We start from the raw sequence: 17,445 nt of genomic DNA on the forward strand, positions 1-17,445 counted from the left end.
ACCAGGCGTGTTCAAGGATCTAGGCATCAAGGGCCGCGTGCTGCTGCTCACCCTGCTGCCCACCAGCCTGCTGGCGCTGGTGCTCGGCGGCTACTTCACCTGGGTGCAGCTGTCCGGGCTGCAGGCGCAGCTGCTGCAGCGCGGCGAGATGCTGGTCGAGCACCTCGCGCCGCTGGCCGCGCCGGCCCTGCAGCAGCAGAACAAGCCGCTGCTCGAACGCATCGCCCGGCAGTCGCTGGAGCACCCGGACGTGCGCGCGGTGAGCTTCCTCGCCGCCGAACGCGCGCAGCTGGCGCATGCCGGGCCGAGCATGCTCAACCCGGTGCCGAACGACCAGCCCGGGCTCAGCCGCCTCAGCGGCCAGGACGCCACGCGTTTTCTGCTGCCGGTGTACGACCAGCACCTGGCCCTCAGCGACGACTCCGGCGACGAGCGCAGCGCCGAACTGCTCGGCTGGGTCGAGCTGGAGCTGTCGCACCAGGGCACCCTGCTCAGCGGCTACCGCAGCCTGTTCGCCAGCCTGCTGCTGATCGTCGGCGGCCTCGGCGTCACCGCCCTGCTCGCCCTGCGCATGAGCCGCAGCATCAACGGCCCGCTGCGCGCGATCAAGGCCGGGGTCGCCCAGCTCAAGGACGGCCACCTGGAAACCCGCTTGCCGCCGCTGGGCAGCGTTGAGCTGGACGAGCTGGCCGCCGGCATCAACCGCATGGCCGAGGCCCTGCAGAACGCCCAGGAAGAACTGCAGCACAGCATCGAGCAAGCCACCGAGGACGTGCGGCAGAACCTGGAGACCATCGAGATCCAGAACATCGAGCTGGACTTCGCGCGCAAGGAGGCCCTGGAGGCCAGCCGCATCAAGTCCGAGTTCCTCGCCAACATGAGCCACGAGATCCGCACCCCGCTCAACGGCATCCTCGGCTTCACCAACCTGCTGCAGAAGAGCGAGCTCAGCCCGCGCCAGCAGGACTACCTGGCGACCATCGAGAAGTCCGCCGACAGCCTGCTCGGCATCATCAACGAGGTGCTCGACTTCTCCAAGATCGAGGCCGGCAAGCTGGTGCTCGAATCCATCCCCTTCAACCTGCGCGACCTGCTGCAGGACACCCTGACCATCCTCGCCCCCGCCGCCCACGAGAAGCAGCTGGAGCTGGTCAGCCTGATCTACCGCGACACCCCGCTGGCCCTGCGCGGCGACCCGCTGCGGCTGAAACAGGTGCTGACCAACCTGGTGAGCAACGCCATCAAGTTCACCCGCGAAGGCACCATCGTCATGCGCGCCATGGTCGAGGACGAGAGCGCCGACCGCGCCCAGCTGCGCATCAGCGTGATGGACACCGGCATCGGCCTGTCCGACGAGGACCTGCGCGCGCTGTTCCAGGCCTTCAGCCAGGCCGACAACTCGCTCAGCCGCCAGGCCGGCGGTACCGGCCTGGGCCTGGTGATTTCCAAGCGCCTGATCGAGCAGATGGGCGGCGAGATCGGCGTCGACAGCACGCCAGGCGAAGGCTCGGAATTCTGGGTCAGTCTGACCCTGCCCAAGGCCCGCGACGACGCCGACGACCTGCCGCGCGCGCCGCTGCAGGGCCGCCGCGTGGCGGTGCTGGAAAGCCACGAACTGGCGCGCCAGGCCCTGGCCCATCAACTGGAAGACTGCGGCCTGGAGGTGGAAAGCTTCGCCGACCTGGGCCAGCTGCTCGACGCCGTGGCCAGCCAGCAGCAGCGCGAACGCCCGCTGAGCCTGGCGGTGCTCGGCATCACCGCCGCCCAACTGCCGGCCGATGCCCTCGGCCAGCGCATCTGGGACCTCGACCGCCTCGGCTGCAAGGCCCTGGTGCTGTGCCCCACCACCGAGCTGGGGCTGTTCCACGAATCGCTGCCCGATGCCTACACCCAGCTGCAGGCCAAGCCGCCGTGCACGCGCAAGCTGCACAAGGCGCTGATCGAGCTGGCCTGCCCGCAACGCCCGGTCAGCGAGCCCGCGAGCCCGGCCAGCAGCCGTCGCCCGCAGATCCTCTGCGTCGACGACAACCCGGCCAACCTGCTGCTGGTGCAGACCCTGCTCGACGATCTGGGTGCCCAGGTCAGCGCGGTGGACAGCGGCTATGCCGCCATCGAGGCGGTGCAGCGCGGCAGTTTCGACCTGGTGTTCATGGACGTGCAGATGCCCGGCATGGACGGCCGCCAGGCCACCGAGGCGATCCGTCAGTGGGAAAGCGAACAGGGCCGCAGCGCCACCCCCATCGTCGCGCTGACCGCCCACGCCCTGGCCAACGAGAAGCGCATCCTGCTGCAAAGCGGCCTGGACGACTACCTAACCAAGCCGATCAGCGAACGTCAGCTGGCCCAGGTGGTGCTCAAGTGGACCGGCCTGAGCCTGCGCAACCAGCCCGCGGCGAAACCCCTCGAGGCCCCCGTCACCTCGGCGCAGCCGCAGGTGCTCGACGCCGAGGAAGGCCTGCGCCTGGCTGCCGGCAAGGCCGACCTCGCCGCCGACATGCTGAACATGCTGCTGGCCGGGCTGCCCGGCGACCGCCAGGCCATCCGCCAGGCCCGCGAAGCCGGCGAGCGCAGCGCGCTGATCGAGCGGGTCCACCGCCTGCACGGCGCCACCCGCTACTGCGGCGTGCCGCAGCTGCGCGCCGCCTGCCAGCGCAGCGAAACCCTGCTCAAGCAGGACGACCCGGGCGCCCAGCGCGCCCTCGACGAACTGGATGCGGCGATCGCCCGGCTGACCGAGATCGCCGCGCAAAGCGCCTGAGGAGCCCGCATGCGCATCTGTCTGTTCAGCAGCAAGACCTACGACCGCGACAGCTTCCTCGCCGCCGCGCGCCCGGATGGCTGGCAGCTGCAGTTCCACGAGGCGCGCCTGACCGCAGCCAGCGCGGCACTGGCAAGCGGCTGCGAGGTGGTCTGCGCCTTTATCAACGACGAGCTGTCGGCGCCGGTGCTGCAGCGCCTGGCCGCCGCCGGCACGCGGCTGATCGCCCTGCGCTCGGCCGGCTACAACCATGTCGATCTCAAGGCCGCCGAACGCCTGGGGTTGTGCGTGGTGCGGGTGCCGGCCTACTCGCCGCATGCGGTGGCCGAGCATGCGGTGGCGTTGATCCTGGCGCTGAATCGGCGCATCCACCGCGCCTTCAATCGCACCCGCGAGGGCGATTTTTCCCTGCACGGGCTGACCGGTTTCGACCTGCACGGCAAGACCGTCGGAGTGATCGGCGCCGGCAAGATCGGCCTGAGCTTCGCCCGCATCATGGCCGGCTTCGGCTGCCGGGTGCTGATCCACGACCCCTTGCCGGTGACCGGACTCGATGCCATCGGCGCGCGCCAGGCGCCGCTCGACGAGGTGATAAGCCAGAGCGACATCCTCAGTCTGCACTGCCCGCTGACCGCCAGCAGCCATCACCTGATCGATGCCGCGCGCCTGGCGCAGATGAAGCGCGGCGCCATGCTGATCAACACCGGCCGCGGCGCGCTGGTCGACACCCCGGCGCTGATCGGCGCGCTGAAGAGCGGTCAGCTCGGCTACCTGGGCCTGGACGTCTACGAGGAAGAGTCCGAACTGTTCTTCGAGGACCGCTCCGACCTGCCGCTGCAGGACGACGTGCTGGCGCGCCTGCTGACCTTCCCCAACGTCATCGTCACCGCCCACCAGGCCTTTCTCACCCAGGAGGCGCTGGCCGCCATCGCCCGCACCACCCTGGACAATATCGCCGCCTGGGCCGCCGGCCGCCCGTGCAATGAGGTCAGGGCCGGCGCGTGATAGCATGCCGGCTGATCCGGAGGACCCATGGCCGAACACGATTTCCGTTATTCCCTGCTCACCCCCCAGCACACCCTCACCGAGTGCCGTGCCCTGGCGCCGGGCCGCTATCAGGTCACCGGCAACGGCGGCTCGATCCAGGCCGGCGACAGCCTGCTGGTCACCCTCAAGGGCAGCCGCGACCTGCATATGCGCTTGGAGGTGGAAAAGGTCCGTCACCTGATCAACCCGCCCGGCCAGTGGCTGGCGGTGTGCAAGGGCCCGCAGTTCAAGGAGCTGGCCATCCACAACTGGCAGGTGAACTGCGACGGCTGTGGCAAGCAACTGGACTTCGAATTCGCCGTCGACGCCGCCCTTGGCAAGGCCGCCCAGGCGCCGGCCGCCGAGGCCCGTATTGCCGAACTGGGCTGGCGCAAGCTTGATGGCCAGCACCTGTGCCCCACCTGTCAGGAGGACTGAAACCATGCCCCGCGCCCTGCCCCTCGCCCTGCTCGCAGCCGCCCTGGGCGGCTGCGCCAGCGACGCGCCGCAACTGGAGACCGAGCGCAGCTACCAGGTGGAGTGGATCGGCGAACGCCCGCTGATCGACCGCAGCCACCTGACCATCACCTTCGCCGCCGACGGCCGCGCCCACGGCCATGCCGGCTGCAACCACTGGTTCGCCGGCTATCAGCTGCAGGGCAATGCACTCGCCTTCGAGCGCCCCGGCAGCACCCGCAAGCTGTGCGCCCCCGCGCTGATGGAACAGGAACAACGCTTCCTCGACGCCATCGGCCAGGTGCAGCGTTGGGATTTCAACGCCATCGGCCAACTGCAGCTGTGGCCGGCGACCGGCAAGCCGATTCGTCTCTGGGCGGAATGACGGCATAGCCCGGATGCGATCCGGGGCGGTTGCCCCAAGGAACTCCCGGATTGCATCCGAGCTACGCGAACAGCTCCAGCTGCTCCTGCCGCCCGCGCAGATCGTGCAAGCGCACCCCTACCCCGAGCAGACGCACCGGCTTGCCGCCGCGGGCGAAGGCATTGCTCAGCAGCTGTCGATAGCTGTCCAGATCGCGACTGGCGCCGGCCTGCTCCAGGGTGGTCTGGGTGAAGTCGTGGAACTTGACCTTGACGAAGGGTTTGTCCGGTCGGTAGCTGGCATCCAGCCGCTGCAGGCGCCCGTTCATCTCCTCCAGCAGCGCCGGCAGCTTTGCCAGGCAGCTGTCCAGGTCGGGCAGATCCTGGTCATAGGTGTGCTCGACACTGAGCGACTGACGGCGGCTGTCCACCTGCACCGCACGTTCGTCGATGCCGTGGGCCAGGCGCCACAGGCGCTCGCCGAAACTGCCGAACTCGCGCACCAGCGCCAGCTTGTTCCAGTCGCGCAGATCCAGGCAGGTGCGAATCCCCAGGCGCGCCAGCTTGTCCGCGGTGACCTTGCCGACGCCGTGCAGCTTGCTTACCGGCAGCGCCGCGACGAAATCCTCGACCTGGTCGGGCGTGATGACGAACAGCCCGTTGGGCTTGCGCCAGTCGCTGGCGATCTTGGCCAGGAACTTGTTCGGTGCCACTCCGGCCGACACCGTGATGTGCAGCTCCTGCGCCACGCGCCGGCGGATTTCCTGGGCGATACGGGTGGCGCTGCCGGCGAAATGCGCCGAGTCGCTGACATCGAGGTAGGCCTCGTCCAGCGACAACGGCTCGATCAGGTCGGTGAACTGGCGAAAGATGCCGTGAATCTCCCGCGACGCGGCGCGGTACGCCTCGAAGCGCGGCTTGACGATCAACAGGTCCGGGCACAGCTTCAGCGCATGCCGCGACGACATCGCCGAACGCACGCCGTAGGCGCGCGCCTCGTAGTTGCAGGTGGCGATCACCCCGCGCCGTTCGGCCGAGCCGCCCACCGCCAGCGGCCGATTGGCCAGGCTCGGGTCGTCGCGCATCTCGATGGCGGCATAGAAGCAGTCGCAGTCGATGTGGATGATTTTCCTTTGATTCATAAGCTATTGATTTTACTTGTACAAACCAAAGGAGAACGCCATCCGATAGCCGCTTTAATACCCTCTGTTTTCTCGGCTGGATTCTATGGGTCGGACGACGCCAGAGCCATTGATCAACCGAAGAACGGGTGGCAAAACAAAGCTACTTGTCAGCCTGGGCTGGCCAGAATAGCGATCTCTGGGAGTGAAGCAACAGGCCAAGCACGGCATCGCCGGCAAACAGCGTCCTACACCAGTGCGCGTAGCGCCACATAGGCGCTTTGCAGGTGATAGGGCGTGGTTGAAGGCATGTCTTGCCGCAGCAGTTCGTCGGTGGCTCCCAGGACTTCATGCCACCCGCCTGAATGCAGGAAACGTTCGCGATAGTGCCTTGCCCACTGCGTCAATATCTCCAGGGAGCGGATGCTCCCCTCCACCGCAAGCGCGCGGGCGAACTCCGTCTGCGCCCATATACGCTGCCTGTCGTCCAGTAGGGTACCGTCCGCCGCTATCGCGGCCGCCACGCCAAGGTTGGCTTGCATCACGCCGTGCCGATATGCGAAATCGAAGGCACGGTGCAATTCGGCATGTAGCTCCAAGTCGGCAAAAACCGCAGGTGCCCCTATGACCAGGGAAAACCACTCGAACTGATGGCCCGGTTCAATGCGGTTTCCCGCCTCCCCCATTGGCAGTTCCGCCACGCAGCCGTTGACCGGATCGACGAATCGCGCCTGCACCGCCCTGCCTATTTCTCGCAGGCGTCGTTTGTACCAGTCATCGCCTGCAATGTCGTAGGCCGCCAGATACGCCTCGGTCAAATGCATGATCGGATTCTGCAAAGTCCCGGCACCGATATCGGCGTAGTCCTCACCTAAGGCCGAGACGTACAGGCCGTTTCCGTCCGCAAAGCGCTTCTCGATCAGCTCGATCGTTTGCTTCATGAGCCCCAAGGCGGCTTCACCGCCACCTCGTTTGTAGTATTCGGCACAGGCATAGGTCACGAACGCGTAGGTATAGAGATCGCGTGTGCTGTCAGAGGGCTGCCCAGCCGCGTCAACGCTATGGATCCAGCTTCCCTTGCCATCGCCGAAATAGTCTTGCAACGAGAGAAACAATCGATCGGCATGGGCCGCAGCAGCACTGCCAGGCAGGCCTGCCTGGGAAAACACCAGCAATTGCCGCGCACACGCCATGGCTCGGTAGCGTTCGACTTGCAGAGGCAGCCCCGTAGCACCACTCAGCGCCTCATAGGGCAGGTTCAGGGCCATGTTCCAGCCGGTCGATCGCCACAACGGCACGATAGTGTCCCGGTAATGGCGATCAAGCGCGGCGATGCCGGTGGCAAGAGCGAGCGGTGGTGTCGAACGCATGGAGTACCTGCTTTGGTAGGTGGCGCGAGAGACGAGCAATCCGATCCGGCGTGGGCAGACAGGCTAGGCTGGATTCTGCTCTGGCGGCAGCTCATCCCACTCCTGCAGCAGTTGCTGGATAACCTCTTCCTGCATTTCATACCCGCCCTCTCCTATATGCAGGTAGCGAATACGACCACTGGCGTCGATGAAGTAGTGCGCCGGCCAGTAGTGATTGTTGAACGCATTCCACACTCGGTACTGGTTATCGATCGCCACAGGATGCTGAATACCCAGACGTTTGGTGGCTTGGCGCACGTTGTCGATTATCCGCTCATAGGCATATTCGGGCGTGTGCACCCCTATCACTACAAAGCCCTGGTCGGCGTAGCGCTGCGCCCATTGATTGACGTAAGGCAAGCTGTTGCGACAGTTGATGCAGTCGTAGGTCCAGAAATCCACGAGCACCACCTTGCCGCGCAGGTCAGACAGGTCCAGGGCGGGGCCGTTGAGCCACTGCGTGGCGCCGGCCAGGGTCGGTGCCGGACCCAGGTCGGACAGTACGGGAACGCCTGCGGGAGCGTTGCTGGACAGTTGGTCGAGCAATGCCGGCACCTCCTCCAGCACCTGACTCTCGAGCTTGAATGCCCAAGTGGAGGAGCCGAGGCTGGCCAATTGGCCGCTGGCGCCGCTAGCGATACCGATGACCGCCAGCAGGGCAACAATCCCGGCACCGCGCCGCAACCATTCGATCCAGCGCAACGATAGCCGAGCACGCTGGAACAGGCCTCGCCCGAGGCAGATCACTCCCGCCAACGCCACGGCATTGCCGAGCCCGAAGCTGAGCAGCAATAGGCTGGTCGAGGCACTCGGACCTTCGAGCATGGCGCCCGAAAGAATCAGGCCCAGGATGGGGCCTGCACAGGGGGCCCAGAGCAAGCCGGCGGCGCAGCCAAGCAGCCAAGCGGATAACCCCGGTGACAGGCGCCGGGCATCGCCGTGCAGCCGGTTGCCCAGCCATAACCAGGGCCGAGACAGCCAGTTGCCGACGCGCGTCGATAGCAGCGCCAGCGCGGAGGCGGCCAGTAGACCCAGGGCGAAATAGCGCCCCCATTGACTGGCCCCGATCACCCAGTCGCTGGAAACGACTGCCAGGCTGGCCAGCACGGCGAACCCGGTGGCCATGCCGAGCAGGGTCAGCATGGGTGCCCAGATCGGCCCTCCGGCGCGAGACAGGAGCAATGGCAGCACAGGAAGAATGCAGGGGCTGAGCAGGGTCAGCACCCCACCAAGAAAGGCTACGAGCAACATAGGCACCTCGTGGACACAAAGAAGATCATCGGCAATGGCTGAGCAAGCCGGTCGCCCGAGGTCAGTTGCCCTCAGAACAGCTGCTGGAGAGTTTCCGATACTCGAGGCTGCGTTTCTGGTCCATCGAGTCCAGGTAGTCCATGCGCGCGCTTACCACCTGGCAATCAGCAGACGGCTCTTCATGTAACGCCAGGACCTTCTGCACATCCAACTGCGCGCCGTAGCGGTAGCGCTCCACCGGAATGGACTCGGCGGCCTGCACTGCCAGGCTGCCAAAGGAGAAAGCCGCTGCCAGGAGATAGGTGGCGCCGCGAGCACTGAGTTTCATAAAAGGCATCCTCACTTGAGACTGATGGTGGACACGTCGGTGCATCCACCTGGTGCTCATTAGAGTGCTGGGCGGTATCGTCGATATGTCGGCGATCAGCCTCTTGTGCCGCATCAGGTATCGCTGGCGCGTTCTGATACACGTGGATACTCGAGGCCGGCGGTGCATGCTCAAGTAGCGGAAGGGAGGTCGGATACACTGCAATACAAAGGGCGGCGGGCAACTGCCGTCGGCGGCGATAAACTCAAGCGCGCAACGACGAAGAGGAGCGCCCATGGAGCATGTCGATCACATCCTGATAGTTGACGATGACCGCGAGATCCGCGAGCTGGTCGGCAACTACCTGAAGAAGAACGGCCTGCGTGTCAGCCTGGCCGCCGATGGCAGGCAGATGCGAGCCTTTCTCGAGGGCAATACGGTCGACCTCATCGTGCTCGACATCATGATGCCCGGTGACGACGGTCTGCGGCTGTGCCGGGAGTTGCGCGTGGGCCGGCACAAAACCACGCCGGTGTTGATGCTGACCGCGCGCAACGAGGAAACGGACCGCATCGTCGGACTGGAGATGGGAGCCGACGACTACCTGACCAAGCCCTTTTCCGCTCGCGAGCTGTTGGCCCGGATCAATGCCGTGCTGCGCCGCGCGCGCATGTTGCCGCCGAACCTGCAGATCAGCGAAAGCAGCCGATTGATCGGCTTCGGCCAGTGGCGCCTGGATACCAGTGCGCGGCACCTGCTGGACGCCTCGGACACCCTGATCGCTCTCAGCGGTGCCGAATACCGCCTGCTGCGAGTGTTCCTCGACCATCCGCAGCGGGTACTGAGCCGCGAACAGTTGCTGAATCTGACCCAGGGGCGCGAGGCCGACATCTTCGACCGTTCCATCGACCTGCTGGTCAGCCGCCTGCGCCAGCGTCTGCGGGACGACGCGCGCGAGCCGATGTACATCAAGACCGTGCGCAGCGAGGGCTACGTCTTCTCCTTGCCGGTGCAACTGCTCGAGTCCCCCGCGTGATCGGCCCACGCAGCCTGGCGGCGCGGCTGACGCTGCTCTTTCTCTGCGGTCTGGTGCTGGCCTACGGCTTGTCCTTCACCTCCCAGTTCTACGAGCGCTATCAGACCGGCCGCGACGTGATGCTGGGCAACCTGGAGCTGGATGTGAGCACTGCCGTCGCCCTGATCGATCGTCTGCCGGCGGCAGAACGCGCCGAGTGGCTGCCCTTGCTGGAACGGCGCAACTATCGCTATCGCCTCGATGAGGGGCTGCCAGGGCGCCCCATGGACATGGCCGAACCCCACATGGCCGCTGCCTCGATCGAACAGGCGATTGGCCGGCGTTACGCCCTGCGTTTCGAAACCATCGACGGACCGCGGCCGCACTTTCAGGTCCATCTGCAATTGAGCGACGGCAGCCCGCTGACTCTCGATGTGACGCCGGCTCCCATCCCGGTCGCACAGTGGCTGCCGTTGGTGCTCGTCCTGCAACTGGCCTTACTGCTGCTGTGCACCTGGGTCGCCGTACGCATGGCGATTCGCCCGCTGACGCGGCTGGCCGACACCGTCGAGCAGCTCGACCCGGACGCCCCGCCCGCACCGCTGGACGAGAGCGGCCCACGGGAAGTCGCCCATGCGGCACGCGCGGTCAACACCCTGCAAGGCCGCATCGCCGCCTACCTGAAGGAGCGCATGCAGCTGCTGGCGGCCATTTCCCATGACCTGCAGACCCCGATCACACGCATGAAGCTGCGGGTCGAACAGATGCCGGACTCGGCGGAACGGGAGTCCATGTGGAGCGATCTCAACGAGATGCAGCACCTGGTTCGCGAGGGCGTGGCCTATGCCCGCAGCATGGAGGGGAGCCGCGAAGCGCCGTGCCGGGTGGATCTGGACGCCTTTCTCGACAGCCTGGTACTCGACTATCAGGATAGCGGCCAGGCCGTCAGCCTCGACGGGTACAGCGGTGCGCTCCTGGAAACCCGGCCCTACGCCTTGCGGCGGGTATTGAGCAACCTGCTCGACAATGCCCTCAAGTTCGCCGGCAGCGCCCAGCTGCAGGTGCGAGCCGACAGCGAGGGCCATGTGTGCCTGCAAGTGCTGGACGATGGCCCGGGCATCGACGAGGCGGAGCTGCAAGAGGTCTTCAAACCCTTCTACCGGGTGGAAAGTTCGCGTAACCGCAGCACCGGCGGCACCGGCCTTGGACTGGCCATAGCGCTGCAGTTGAGCGAGTCCCTGGGCGCCCGCCTGAGCCTGAGCAACCGCGAAAGCGGAGGGCTTTGCGCACAGCTGGAGCTGAATGTAACGCCCTGAGCCGGGGATACAGAGCGATACAGCACGCCTCCTGACGGACATATCCGGGACAAGCCGCCCGGTGAGCATAGGCCGCCTGGCGACGGCATTTCGCCGGCCGCCCCCATGCCAAGGCCCTCACCATGAGTCGTATACCCTCCTCTGCAACCCCCGGTAGCTCTCTCTTCTCCCCGCTCGAGAGGGTTTTCGCCAGGATCGACCGTTACGGCGCCTGGAGCGCCGACCTGCCACTGCGTCTATTTCTGGCCTGGGAGTTCTTCGAGGCCGGCCTGGAGAAGTGGAACGGTCAGAACTGGTTCGGCCATATCCAATCGGCCTTTCCCTTTCCCTTCAGCGCATTTCCAGCCGAGCTGAACTGGCAGCTGTCGATGTGGATCGAACTGATCGCGCCCCTGCTCCTTCTGCTTGGCTTGGGGACCCGCCTCGCGTCGGTGGTACTGATGATGCTGACCCTGGTCGCCATCGCAGCGGTGCACTGGCCGGCGCAGTGGTCCAGCCTGTCCGAACTGCTTATGGGCTACTCCATCAGCGACAAGGGGTTCGGCAACTACAAGCTGCCGCTGATCTATCTGGTCGCCCTCTTACCGCTTTTCCTCAAGGGCGCAGGCCGCTTCAGCCTGGATGAACTGCTACGCAACAGACGCTGACCCACAAGCGAGAATGCCCGCCACCTGAAGTGTGCGGGCATTTTGCGTTGGTACCTGGCAACGCCCCTTGCACCTGAAACTGCCGTTGCGAAACGCCTGGCGGTAACGCAACTGCAGCAGCTCTCTTTAGGGAACGAGAACACCGCCCCCCTCTCAAGACGCTCAGGGGTGTTTAGACGATCTGCATCGAACTCTAGACGCTTGGCCCCCAAGAGCACGACGTATCAAGCAACACTGCCAACGCACCCAATGTGCGGTACGTCGGGTTTATTAGTCGATCATCTATCGGCTGCCTAAACAGCCTCAACCTTAATGCCATCACGAATCACCACCTGGATGGTCCTTTTATGGCCGCTTGATCGAGCCTGTTAATAACGAACGTTCACCCAGTTACAGGAAACCTACACGATGAAAATCAACACTCAGTATCAAAGCAGTTCATCCGAACAACTATCGATTGGTAACAAAACCATGGCGATTGGGGTCTACAGCACCTATTTCGCCCTTGCGGTCATCTACCTCTGGTTCGGCGGCATGAAGTTCACGCACTATGAGGCCGAGGGGCTGGTTCCGCTGGTGGGCAACAGCCCCATCCTGGGATGGACCTATGCGATTTTCAGCGTCGACACTTTTTCTCGCCTGCTCGGCGTCCTCGAGATCTCGATCGCCGTTCTTATTGCGGGGCGCCTGCTCTCACCAAAGCTCTCGCTGATTGGTGGCGCACTGTCTGCCGGGCTGTTTCTTACGACCTTGAGCCTTATGTTCTCGACACCGGGGGTGATTGAGGCCGGCCTCGGTTTTCCGGCCATCACCGTCGCCCCGGGCCAGTTTCTCCTTAAGGACCTTGGCCTGCTTGCCGCCTCGGTATTCGTGGCCGGACATTCTCTAAGCGAATTGGAGGCCTCTTGAGCGGCCGGCTATTGCTCTAGGTACGGACTGAAGTTGTCGGGCGCATCAGGCGCACGTCTGCCCCTACAGCGCCCCACGCACTCCTATAATCCGCCTGCTGCCTAGCCGCCGCGAGTACCTCGTGGCGGCTATCTAATACTCTACAGCGTGCCGGGGATTGGTTCCGCCACCGCTTATTCTGAACGCTGAGCAGCTAGTTCATTGTCCAGAGTGGATGGCCATTCATCAAAGCCGCCGCCCATTCTGTGAAGGCCCGAACCTTTGCAGATAAATGCCGCGTGTACGGATACACGAGGTTGATCGGCATGCTATCCAGCTCCCACCCTGGCAACACCTCAACCAAACCTCCCGATTGAAGATGTGGGTTTGCCTCGGCGCGCGGAACCGAGACAATGCCGAGCCCGGCTAGCCCAGCAGTGATATAAGCACTGCCATTGTTGAAACGCATCACCGGTAGCTGTTCGATCACAAAGTGCTCATCGCCACGATGAAGTACAGGGGTGAGCTGCCTGCCTGAGGCGGGAAAGGTGAACCCGAGGTAACGATGCACAAGCAAATCGTCTGGCTTCAATATCGGCATGGAATCGAGCAAATAGGCGGGTGAGGCGCAGAGGCAAAACCTCATCAGCCCCACCGGACGGCTCACCAGATCCTGATCGGCGACCGTACCGCCTCGAAAAGCGCAATCGATGCCTTCGTGCACGAGGTCAACTACGCGCTCGCTGCAGCCGATATCCAATTGAATCTGCGGATGTCGCGCGGTGAACTCCGGAAGCGATGGGATAACCAGACAAATACCGACTGGCGAGGGCATTTCAACCTTCACCCGGCCACGAACAACGCTACGGCTCTGCGCAACAGAAGCCTCCAGTTCGTCGAGATCATCCAGTAGCAAACGTGCACGCTCATAGTAGGCGGTGCCATCCGTGGTCGGAGAAACTCGTCTAGTGGTCCGATGCAGCAGTTTCACTCCTAGCTGTGATTCAAGTGCTTGAATCTGCCCGGAAATTGTCGTTTTCGCCACGTTCAGCACTGCTGCCGCCGAAGTAAAACTCCCCACTTCAACGATGCGGCAGAACGCACGCATTGCCTCTAATCGATCAAAGGCCATGATTGTCCGTATTTCCGTCTAGTGAAAACGAATCAAGCCAGTTTATCCGAGACCTTACGATCAATAAAGTTTCTCCAAGGCCGAATTCCGTCGGTCGTGTGGAGAAAAATATGAGCTCAAAACGCCTCAACTACTACCAAGCAGCGCCTCAAGCGATGAAGGCGATGCTTGGCCTCGAGAAAGCCGCTTCGGAATCGGTGCTGCCCGGACCTTTGCGTGAACTTGTTCGAATCCGCGCCTCTCAGATCAACGGCTGCGCCTATTGCATAGACATGCATACCACTGACGCCGTGAAAGCAGGCGAAAGCCTTCGTCGCTTGATGGCCGTGAGTGTATGGAAGGAAACGCCCTTCTTCACCGAGCAAGAGCGTGCTGCTCTGCTGTGGACCGAGACACTAACGCTGGTAGCAAGCCAGCACGCGCCGGATGAAATCTACCAAGAAGTAGCAGCCCACTTCAGCGCTCAAGAGCTGGCAGAGCTGACGTTCGTGATCGCCGGCATTAATGCCTGGAACCGTTTTGGCGTTGGTTTTGGAATGCAGCCGGAGTGAACTCGATGAACATGTATGTCAAAGCAATTTTTTTCACGGCCGCAGGGCTACTGAGTTCCGGTGTTATGGCCCACGGTACCGGTAGTGAAGGAGAAACCGTCACTCCGATTGCGCAAGCCGTTGTTCCTCCCCACGTTTTTAAGCATGCGACGGCGGTTCGTGTCGATTACGCACCAGGCGCTACTTCTACAGCTCACCGGCACCCTGGACACGTGTTCGTCGTGGTGCTGAGCGGAGAGATTGAATCGGCCGTTGACGGATACCCCCCTCAACGATTCAAGGCCGGTGAAGCCTGGTATGAAAGCCCAGGACAACTGCATCGGGTGTCCCGCAATGCAAGTAACTCCGAGCCCGCATCGCTGGTGGCGTGGCTGCTGTCCGACGGTAAAAAGGAACTCGTCCAGCCCGTCACACTGAAGAAGTAACGCTCAGCATGTGCTCAATTGCGCCCAGCGCCGGGCGCATTCAACAAGTGCGGAGCAGTTGATTGGCAACCGTACTCCTGACATTAAAAACCACTACCAGCTTATAACTTAAGTTTGCTTTTGGAGATCCTGATGAAAATACTCAAAGCCCTTATTATCTGTGCTCTTGTAGGAGCTTCCGGTGCTGTTCTCGCCGAAGGTGGAAGTGACCGACTTATTGAAAGAATCGAGACTCGGCATGGTGGGACTACCAGTAAATGATATTTGGTAGTCGGCTACATCCAAGCTGGATGTGATGCCAAGGACGGCTCCCCGCATACATAAGTCGCTGCACCCAAGAATCCGCCTTGGGTGAAAGTCCCTCAGTAATTCTGCGGGTTGCTAGGGAAACTCCGCACAAGTCAGCCGCGGGCAGCCTATCGGCGACTAAATCGCTTTTTGCCCGGCCCTCGGCAATATATTGCAGCAGAAACCCGGCTTTGACCGGTTTTTGCGTTTTACAGACGTACCGCACCTGCATCGGCAAGCAATTGCCGACGGGCCGTACATGGGATCGACAGGGCGAACAGTGTGACCGGTTGTGCGGTGTTCTTGGTCAGTCCCCGGAAGCGCACCTTCACGCGGCCAAACTGCCGCTTGATCAGCCGGAACGGGTGTTCGACGCCGGCCCGCACCTGTGCCTCGACCTACTCGATTTCGCGCCTGACATTGTATGGGCCACTGCGCTGACTTAACTGTTTGTAGGTGCTGCGCCGTGCCACGATCAGCCGGATGAGCTCGCGCCCTGCATGCTCGGGACGTTTCTCCACCCTAGTGGAGCGGGCATCGCCACAGACCACGTTCTCCTCACCATGCAGGAGCTTGTCGACCTAAGGGGCATCGATACCACGACCAGTTAATGCCAACGACCTTGCGCCCAGGCATAAGTGATGTCGCCACACCTGACTGGAACGCTGGACAGCGAACTCGCGGTGAAGATTTTCGCCCAAATCGGTGTCCGCGATCAGTAGACCACTACACTCCACCATAGGTCATTTTAGGTATAAGCCCCTTGGAAAGCACTGTGGTCGAAGCCCGATATAATTGCTTTAGGCATCGGAGACTTCGACGTGGCCGGCTCTGCACTGGTGAGATGCCCAGGCAGCTTCATCTCTTAATAATCCTGCGGGCGAGGAGTACACCATGCCACTCTCTCTTCGAGGTCTTTCCGCGTTCGCGGTAAGCGCTCTTTTTTGTGTTACAGCCAACTCACAAAGTGCCAATGACGTAAGTCAACCTCCCGCCATACTTCCGCTGCAATCAGAAGCTGCGCCAAAGCTGATTGCTTACCCTCCGCTTGCCGAGCCTCTGGCTCGCGGGGTAGTCATAGTCCAGTACCGGGCGGAAAACATTCGCATCATGCCGGTGTTCGGCAAGGAGGCAGCCGATGTGTCGCCGCGCCTAGGACACCTGCACGTGACCTTGGACGGCTCCCCAGGTACCTGGGCGCATACCAGCGGCGACCCGATCATTGTTGTCGGGCTGAAGCCCGGCACCCACAGGATGCTGCTCGATGTGGCCGACCCGACTCACAAGATCCTCACCAGTACGGAAGTTATTTTCACGGTTCCGCAGCAGCGGCCTATGGAGCCTGCCATGAACTAACCAGGGCAAAGTCCTCCGCGTGAGGTACTGGTCTGTCCGGGAACTGAGGGACAGGTAGTTAAGAACTTTGGACTACCTCGATCTTGCCTACTTCAAGCGCGTAGAAAAAGGCGGTCACTTCTTCGTCTGAGAAGAGCTGGATCTGCTCAGCTTCGAAGCGCGCACCGCATTCAGGTCGTTGCTCTGATCTGCCGGCCTCGGGGCACTCGTCGGTAACGCGGGAATCGCGATAGGATATCGGGGCGCCCCCTGCCGGTAGAGATGTGTTCAAGCTTCCCGGCCGCCCCATTTTGAGTTGCCTGGCTAATGCCTTAGACCTTGGCGCACAGAACGGCCGCCTTGATCAAGCGCCCATGGTCATACCAGGCATGCCTCTGGTATACCGAGTAACTTCTATCGCCTGGCGAACCGGATAACTCAACAAGACCTGAAGCTTGGACGGGGTCGGGCTTTCCGACAAAGAGCATCGACGTATCATTATCCTTGACGACAAATGTCTCTTCGCCCTTATGAACATCCGCCTTTATGCAGTCGAAAAATTCGACATCATGTTTTAGAGTTGTCCCCGAATAACTATCATGGCCTAATCTGATGTCGGGACTTTGTGCGCAGCCAACCAAAAACAGGGTCGGCAGAAACGCAGCACTCAGTCCCTTGCGCACAACTGAATACTCGTATCGCACAACATTCTTGACGGTCATAATTATGCACTCCGACCATAAACGCTTATCGTCACAGTGAAAGTAAAATCTCGCTTCAGATCAGCATGAAAGCCAGACACTGATCGCCGCCGTAAATTGACAGCTTAACGTCATGGCCCGACTGATCAGTGCAGGTCGAATGCAAGCCATCAACGTCATTGCCTTGCGTAGACCAACTTCTGTTCTCGCTCTCCAGGCCAGATATGGCCAGGCTAAGAAGAACAATGACAATGGCGATCCTTTTCGTCGATTTCATCTTTCACCACCTTTCAACGTCAGCCTTAACAAAAGCTAGCCTTTGCACATTGGCAAGGGCTGCTCGTGCGAAGAGAAGAAGGCCATCGCAATCACCCAGTTACTGAGCGTTAGTGCACGCACCGTTTTTTCAATAGGGTCACTGCACGAATTCGCCAAAAGCGTGAGCAACCACGAGCG

Annotated in this window: 19 protein-coding genes and 1 pseudogene; 12 read left to right on the plus strand and 8 right to left on the minus strand. The window is 62.3% G+C overall.

The window, feature by feature from the left end; genetic code table 11:
* Window positions 1-7 precede the first annotated feature (7 nt).
* The 4 genes from ACIGFL_RS09625 to ACIGFL_RS09640 are packed head-to-tail and all read left to right on the plus strand — an operon-like array spanning window position 8 to window position 4,625.
* Window positions 8-2,758, plus strand: a complete 2,751-nt coding sequence (locus ACIGFL_RS09625) for a response regulator (protein WP_397497026.1) — start codon at window positions 8-10, stop codon at window positions 2,756-2,758.
* A 9-nt stretch (window positions 2,759-2,767) separates the two neighbouring features.
* Window positions 2,768-3,763, plus strand: a complete 996-nt coding sequence (locus ACIGFL_RS09630; protein ID WP_122107290.1) for a 2-hydroxyacid dehydrogenase — start codon at window positions 2,768-2,770, stop codon at window positions 3,761-3,763.
* Between the two features lie 27 nt (window positions 3,764-3,790).
* Window positions 3,791-4,222 carry a hypothetical protein gene (locus ACIGFL_RS09635; RefSeq protein WP_122107291.1) on the plus strand — a complete coding sequence of 144 codons (432 nt, stop codon included), beginning with the start codon at window positions 3,791-3,793 and terminating at the stop codon, window positions 4,220-4,222.
* Window positions 4,223-4,226: 4 nt separating this feature from the next.
* Window positions 4,227-4,625, plus strand: coding sequence for an META domain-containing protein (locus ACIGFL_RS09640; RefSeq protein WP_397497027.1), 399 nt, complete (start codon window positions 4,227-4,229; stop codon window positions 4,623-4,625).
* Between the two features lie 61 nt (window positions 4,626-4,686).
* On the opposite strand, the gene dinB is transcribed toward ACIGFL_RS09640, so the two are convergent.
* From dinB to ACIGFL_RS09660, 4 genes are all read right to left on the minus strand, one after another.
* Window positions 4,687-5,745 carry a DNA polymerase IV gene (gene dinB, locus ACIGFL_RS09645; protein WP_021446023.1) on the minus strand — a complete coding sequence of 353 codons (1,059 nt, stop codon included), beginning with the start codon at window positions 5,743-5,745 and terminating at the stop codon, window positions 4,687-4,689.
* A 227-nt stretch (window positions 5,746-5,972) separates the two neighbouring features.
* Window positions 5,973-7,094: an AGE family epimerase/isomerase gene (locus ACIGFL_RS09650; RefSeq protein WP_397497028.1), complete on the minus strand. Its 1,122-nt coding sequence runs from the start codon at window positions 7,092-7,094 to the stop codon at window positions 5,973-5,975.
* Window positions 7,095-7,157: 63 nt separating this feature from the next.
* Window positions 7,158-8,384 (minus strand): cytochrome c biogenesis protein DipZ, encoded by a 1,227-nt coding sequence (locus ACIGFL_RS09655; RefSeq protein WP_397497029.1) that lies wholly within the window; start codon window positions 8,382-8,384, stop codon window positions 7,158-7,160.
* A gap of 61 nt (window positions 8,385-8,445) precedes the next feature.
* Complete coding sequence (locus tag ACIGFL_RS09660; protein WP_397497030.1) at window positions 8,446-8,712, minus strand: DUF2790 domain-containing protein; 267 nt, start codon at window positions 8,710-8,712, stop codon at window positions 8,446-8,448.
* A gap of 274 nt (window positions 8,713-8,986) precedes the next feature.
* Between ACIGFL_RS09660 and ACIGFL_RS09665 the strand changes: the two genes are divergently transcribed.
* From ACIGFL_RS09665 to ACIGFL_RS09680, 4 genes are all read left to right on the plus strand, one after another.
* Window positions 8,987-9,727, plus strand: a complete 741-nt coding sequence (locus ACIGFL_RS09665; protein WP_003243444.1) for a response regulator — start codon at window positions 8,987-8,989, stop codon at window positions 9,725-9,727.
* A complete protein-coding gene (locus tag ACIGFL_RS09670; protein ID WP_397497031.1) occupies window positions 9,724-11,022 on the plus strand; it encodes an ATP-binding protein in 1,299 nt (432 codons plus the stop codon). Before ACIGFL_RS09665 ends, ACIGFL_RS09670 begins: the two co-directional genes overlap by 4 nt.
* A 122-nt stretch (window positions 11,023-11,144) precedes the next feature.
* A complete protein-coding gene (locus ACIGFL_RS09675) occupies window positions 11,145-11,669 on the plus strand; it encodes a DoxX family protein (RefSeq protein WP_397497032.1) in 525 nt (174 codons plus the stop codon).
* Window positions 11,670-12,077: 408 nt separating this feature from the next.
* Window positions 12,078-12,578, plus strand: a complete 501-nt coding sequence (locus ACIGFL_RS09680) for a YkgB family protein (protein ID WP_397497033.1) — start codon at window positions 12,078-12,080, stop codon at window positions 12,576-12,578.
* 193 nt (window positions 12,579-12,771) lie between these two features.
* Here ACIGFL_RS09680 and ACIGFL_RS09685 read toward each other — a convergent pair whose 3' ends face one another.
* A complete protein-coding gene (locus ACIGFL_RS09685; RefSeq protein WP_122107298.1) occupies window positions 12,772-13,689 on the minus strand; it encodes a LysR family transcriptional regulator in 918 nt (305 codons plus the stop codon).
* Window positions 13,690-13,799: 110 nt separating this feature from the next.
* Between ACIGFL_RS09685 and ACIGFL_RS09690 the strand changes: the two genes are divergently transcribed.
* The 3 genes from ACIGFL_RS09690 (at window position 13,800) to ACIGFL_RS09700 (ending at window position 14,926) form a co-directional block, all read left to right on the plus strand.
* Window positions 13,800-14,240, plus strand: coding sequence for a carboxymuconolactone decarboxylase family protein (locus ACIGFL_RS09690; RefSeq protein WP_397497034.1), 441 nt, complete (start codon window positions 13,800-13,802; stop codon window positions 14,238-14,240).
* A gap of 5 nt (window positions 14,241-14,245) precedes the next feature.
* Complete coding sequence (locus tag ACIGFL_RS09695; protein ID WP_397497035.1) at window positions 14,246-14,665, plus strand: cupin domain-containing protein; 420 nt, start codon at window positions 14,246-14,248, stop codon at window positions 14,663-14,665.
* A gap of 132 nt (window positions 14,666-14,797) precedes the next feature.
* Window positions 14,798-14,926, plus strand: coding sequence for a co-regulatory protein PtrA N-terminal domain-containing protein (locus ACIGFL_RS09700; protein ID WP_397497036.1), 129 nt, complete (start codon window positions 14,798-14,800; stop codon window positions 14,924-14,926).
* 236 nt (window positions 14,927-15,162) lie between these two features.
* Here the strand turns inward: ACIGFL_RS09700 and ACIGFL_RS09705 are convergent.
* Window positions 15,163-15,534 (minus strand): annotated as a pseudogene (locus ACIGFL_RS09705) (transposase); the annotation flags it as partial.
* A gap of 313 nt (window positions 15,535-15,847) precedes the next feature.
* Here ACIGFL_RS09705 and ACIGFL_RS09710 point away from each other — a divergent pair.
* Window positions 15,848-16,309 carry a DUF6130 family protein gene (locus ACIGFL_RS09710; protein ID WP_031304011.1) on the plus strand — a complete coding sequence of 154 codons (462 nt, stop codon included), beginning with the start codon at window positions 15,848-15,850 and terminating at the stop codon, window positions 16,307-16,309.
* Window positions 16,310-16,620: 311 nt separating this feature from the next.
* On the opposite strand, the gene ACIGFL_RS09715 is transcribed toward ACIGFL_RS09710, so the two are convergent.
* Together ACIGFL_RS09715 and ACIGFL_RS09720 are read right to left on the minus strand one after the other, a co-directional pair.
* Window positions 16,621-17,010 (minus strand): hypothetical protein, encoded by a 390-nt coding sequence (locus tag ACIGFL_RS09715; RefSeq protein WP_397497037.1) that lies wholly within the window; start codon window positions 17,008-17,010, stop codon window positions 16,621-16,623.
* 55 nt (window positions 17,011-17,065) lie between these two features.
* Entirely contained in the window at window positions 17,066-17,266 is a 201-nt protein-coding gene (locus ACIGFL_RS09720; RefSeq protein ID WP_122107301.1) for a hypothetical protein, read from the minus strand.
* Window positions 17,267-17,445: the final 179 nt, after the last annotated feature.

The organism is Pseudomonas sp. NPDC077649, from assembly GCF_044542855.1.
In the GTDB taxonomy this organism is placed as follows: domain Bacteria; phylum Pseudomonadota; class Gammaproteobacteria; order Pseudomonadales; family Pseudomonadaceae; genus Aquipseudomonas.

Coding starts and splice junctions, on each gene's coding strand:
- ACIGFL_RS09665 (WP_003243444.1), top strand. CDS start 8,987: ATGGAGCATGTCGATCACATCCTGATAGTTGACGATGACCGCGAGATC.
- ACIGFL_RS09720 (WP_122107301.1), bottom strand. CDS start 17,266: ATGAAATCGACGAAAAGGATCGCCATTGTCATTGTTCTTCTTAGCCTG.
- ACIGFL_RS09630 (WP_122107290.1), top strand. CDS start 2,768: ATGCGCATCTGTCTGTTCAGCAGCAAGACCTACGACCGCGACAGCTTC.
- ACIGFL_RS09690 (WP_397497034.1), top strand. CDS start 13,800: ATGAGCTCAAAACGCCTCAACTACTACCAAGCAGCGCCTCAAGCGATG.
- dinB (WP_021446023.1), bottom strand. CDS start 5,745: ATGAATCAAAGGAAAATCATCCACATCGACTGCGACTGCTTCTATGCC.
- ACIGFL_RS09685 (WP_122107298.1), bottom strand. CDS start 13,689: ATGGCCTTTGATCGATTAGAGGCAATGCGTGCGTTCTGCCGCATCGTT.
- ACIGFL_RS09680 (WP_397497033.1), top strand. CDS start 12,078: ATGAAAATCAACACTCAGTATCAAAGCAGTTCATCCGAACAACTATCG.
- ACIGFL_RS09710 (WP_031304011.1), top strand. CDS start 15,848: ATGCCACTCTCTCTTCGAGGTCTTTCCGCGTTCGCGGTAAGCGCTCTT.
- ACIGFL_RS09650 (WP_397497028.1), bottom strand. CDS start 7,094: ATGCGTTCGACACCACCGCTCGCTCTTGCCACCGGCATCGCCGCGCTT.
- ACIGFL_RS09655 (WP_397497029.1), bottom strand. CDS start 8,384: ATGTTGCTCGTAGCCTTTCTTGGTGGGGTGCTGACCCTGCTCAGCCCC.
- ACIGFL_RS09635 (WP_122107291.1), top strand. CDS start 3,791: ATGGCCGAACACGATTTCCGTTATTCCCTGCTCACCCCCCAGCACACC.
- ACIGFL_RS09675 (WP_397497032.1), top strand. CDS start 11,145: ATGAGTCGTATACCCTCCTCTGCAACCCCCGGTAGCTCTCTCTTCTCC.
- ACIGFL_RS09700 (WP_397497036.1), top strand. CDS start 14,798: ATGAAAATACTCAAAGCCCTTATTATCTGTGCTCTTGTAGGAGCTTCC.
- ACIGFL_RS09660 (WP_397497030.1), bottom strand. CDS start 8,712: ATGAAACTCAGTGCTCGCGGCGCCACCTATCTCCTGGCAGCGGCTTTC.
- ACIGFL_RS09715 (WP_397497037.1), bottom strand. CDS start 17,010: ATGACCGTCAAGAATGTTGTGCGATACGAGTATTCAGTTGTGCGCAAG.
- ACIGFL_RS09695 (WP_397497035.1), top strand. CDS start 14,246: ATGAACATGTATGTCAAAGCAATTTTTTTCACGGCCGCAGGGCTACTG.
- ACIGFL_RS09640 (WP_397497027.1), top strand. CDS start 4,227: ATGCCCCGCGCCCTGCCCCTCGCCCTGCTCGCAGCCGCCCTGGGCGGC.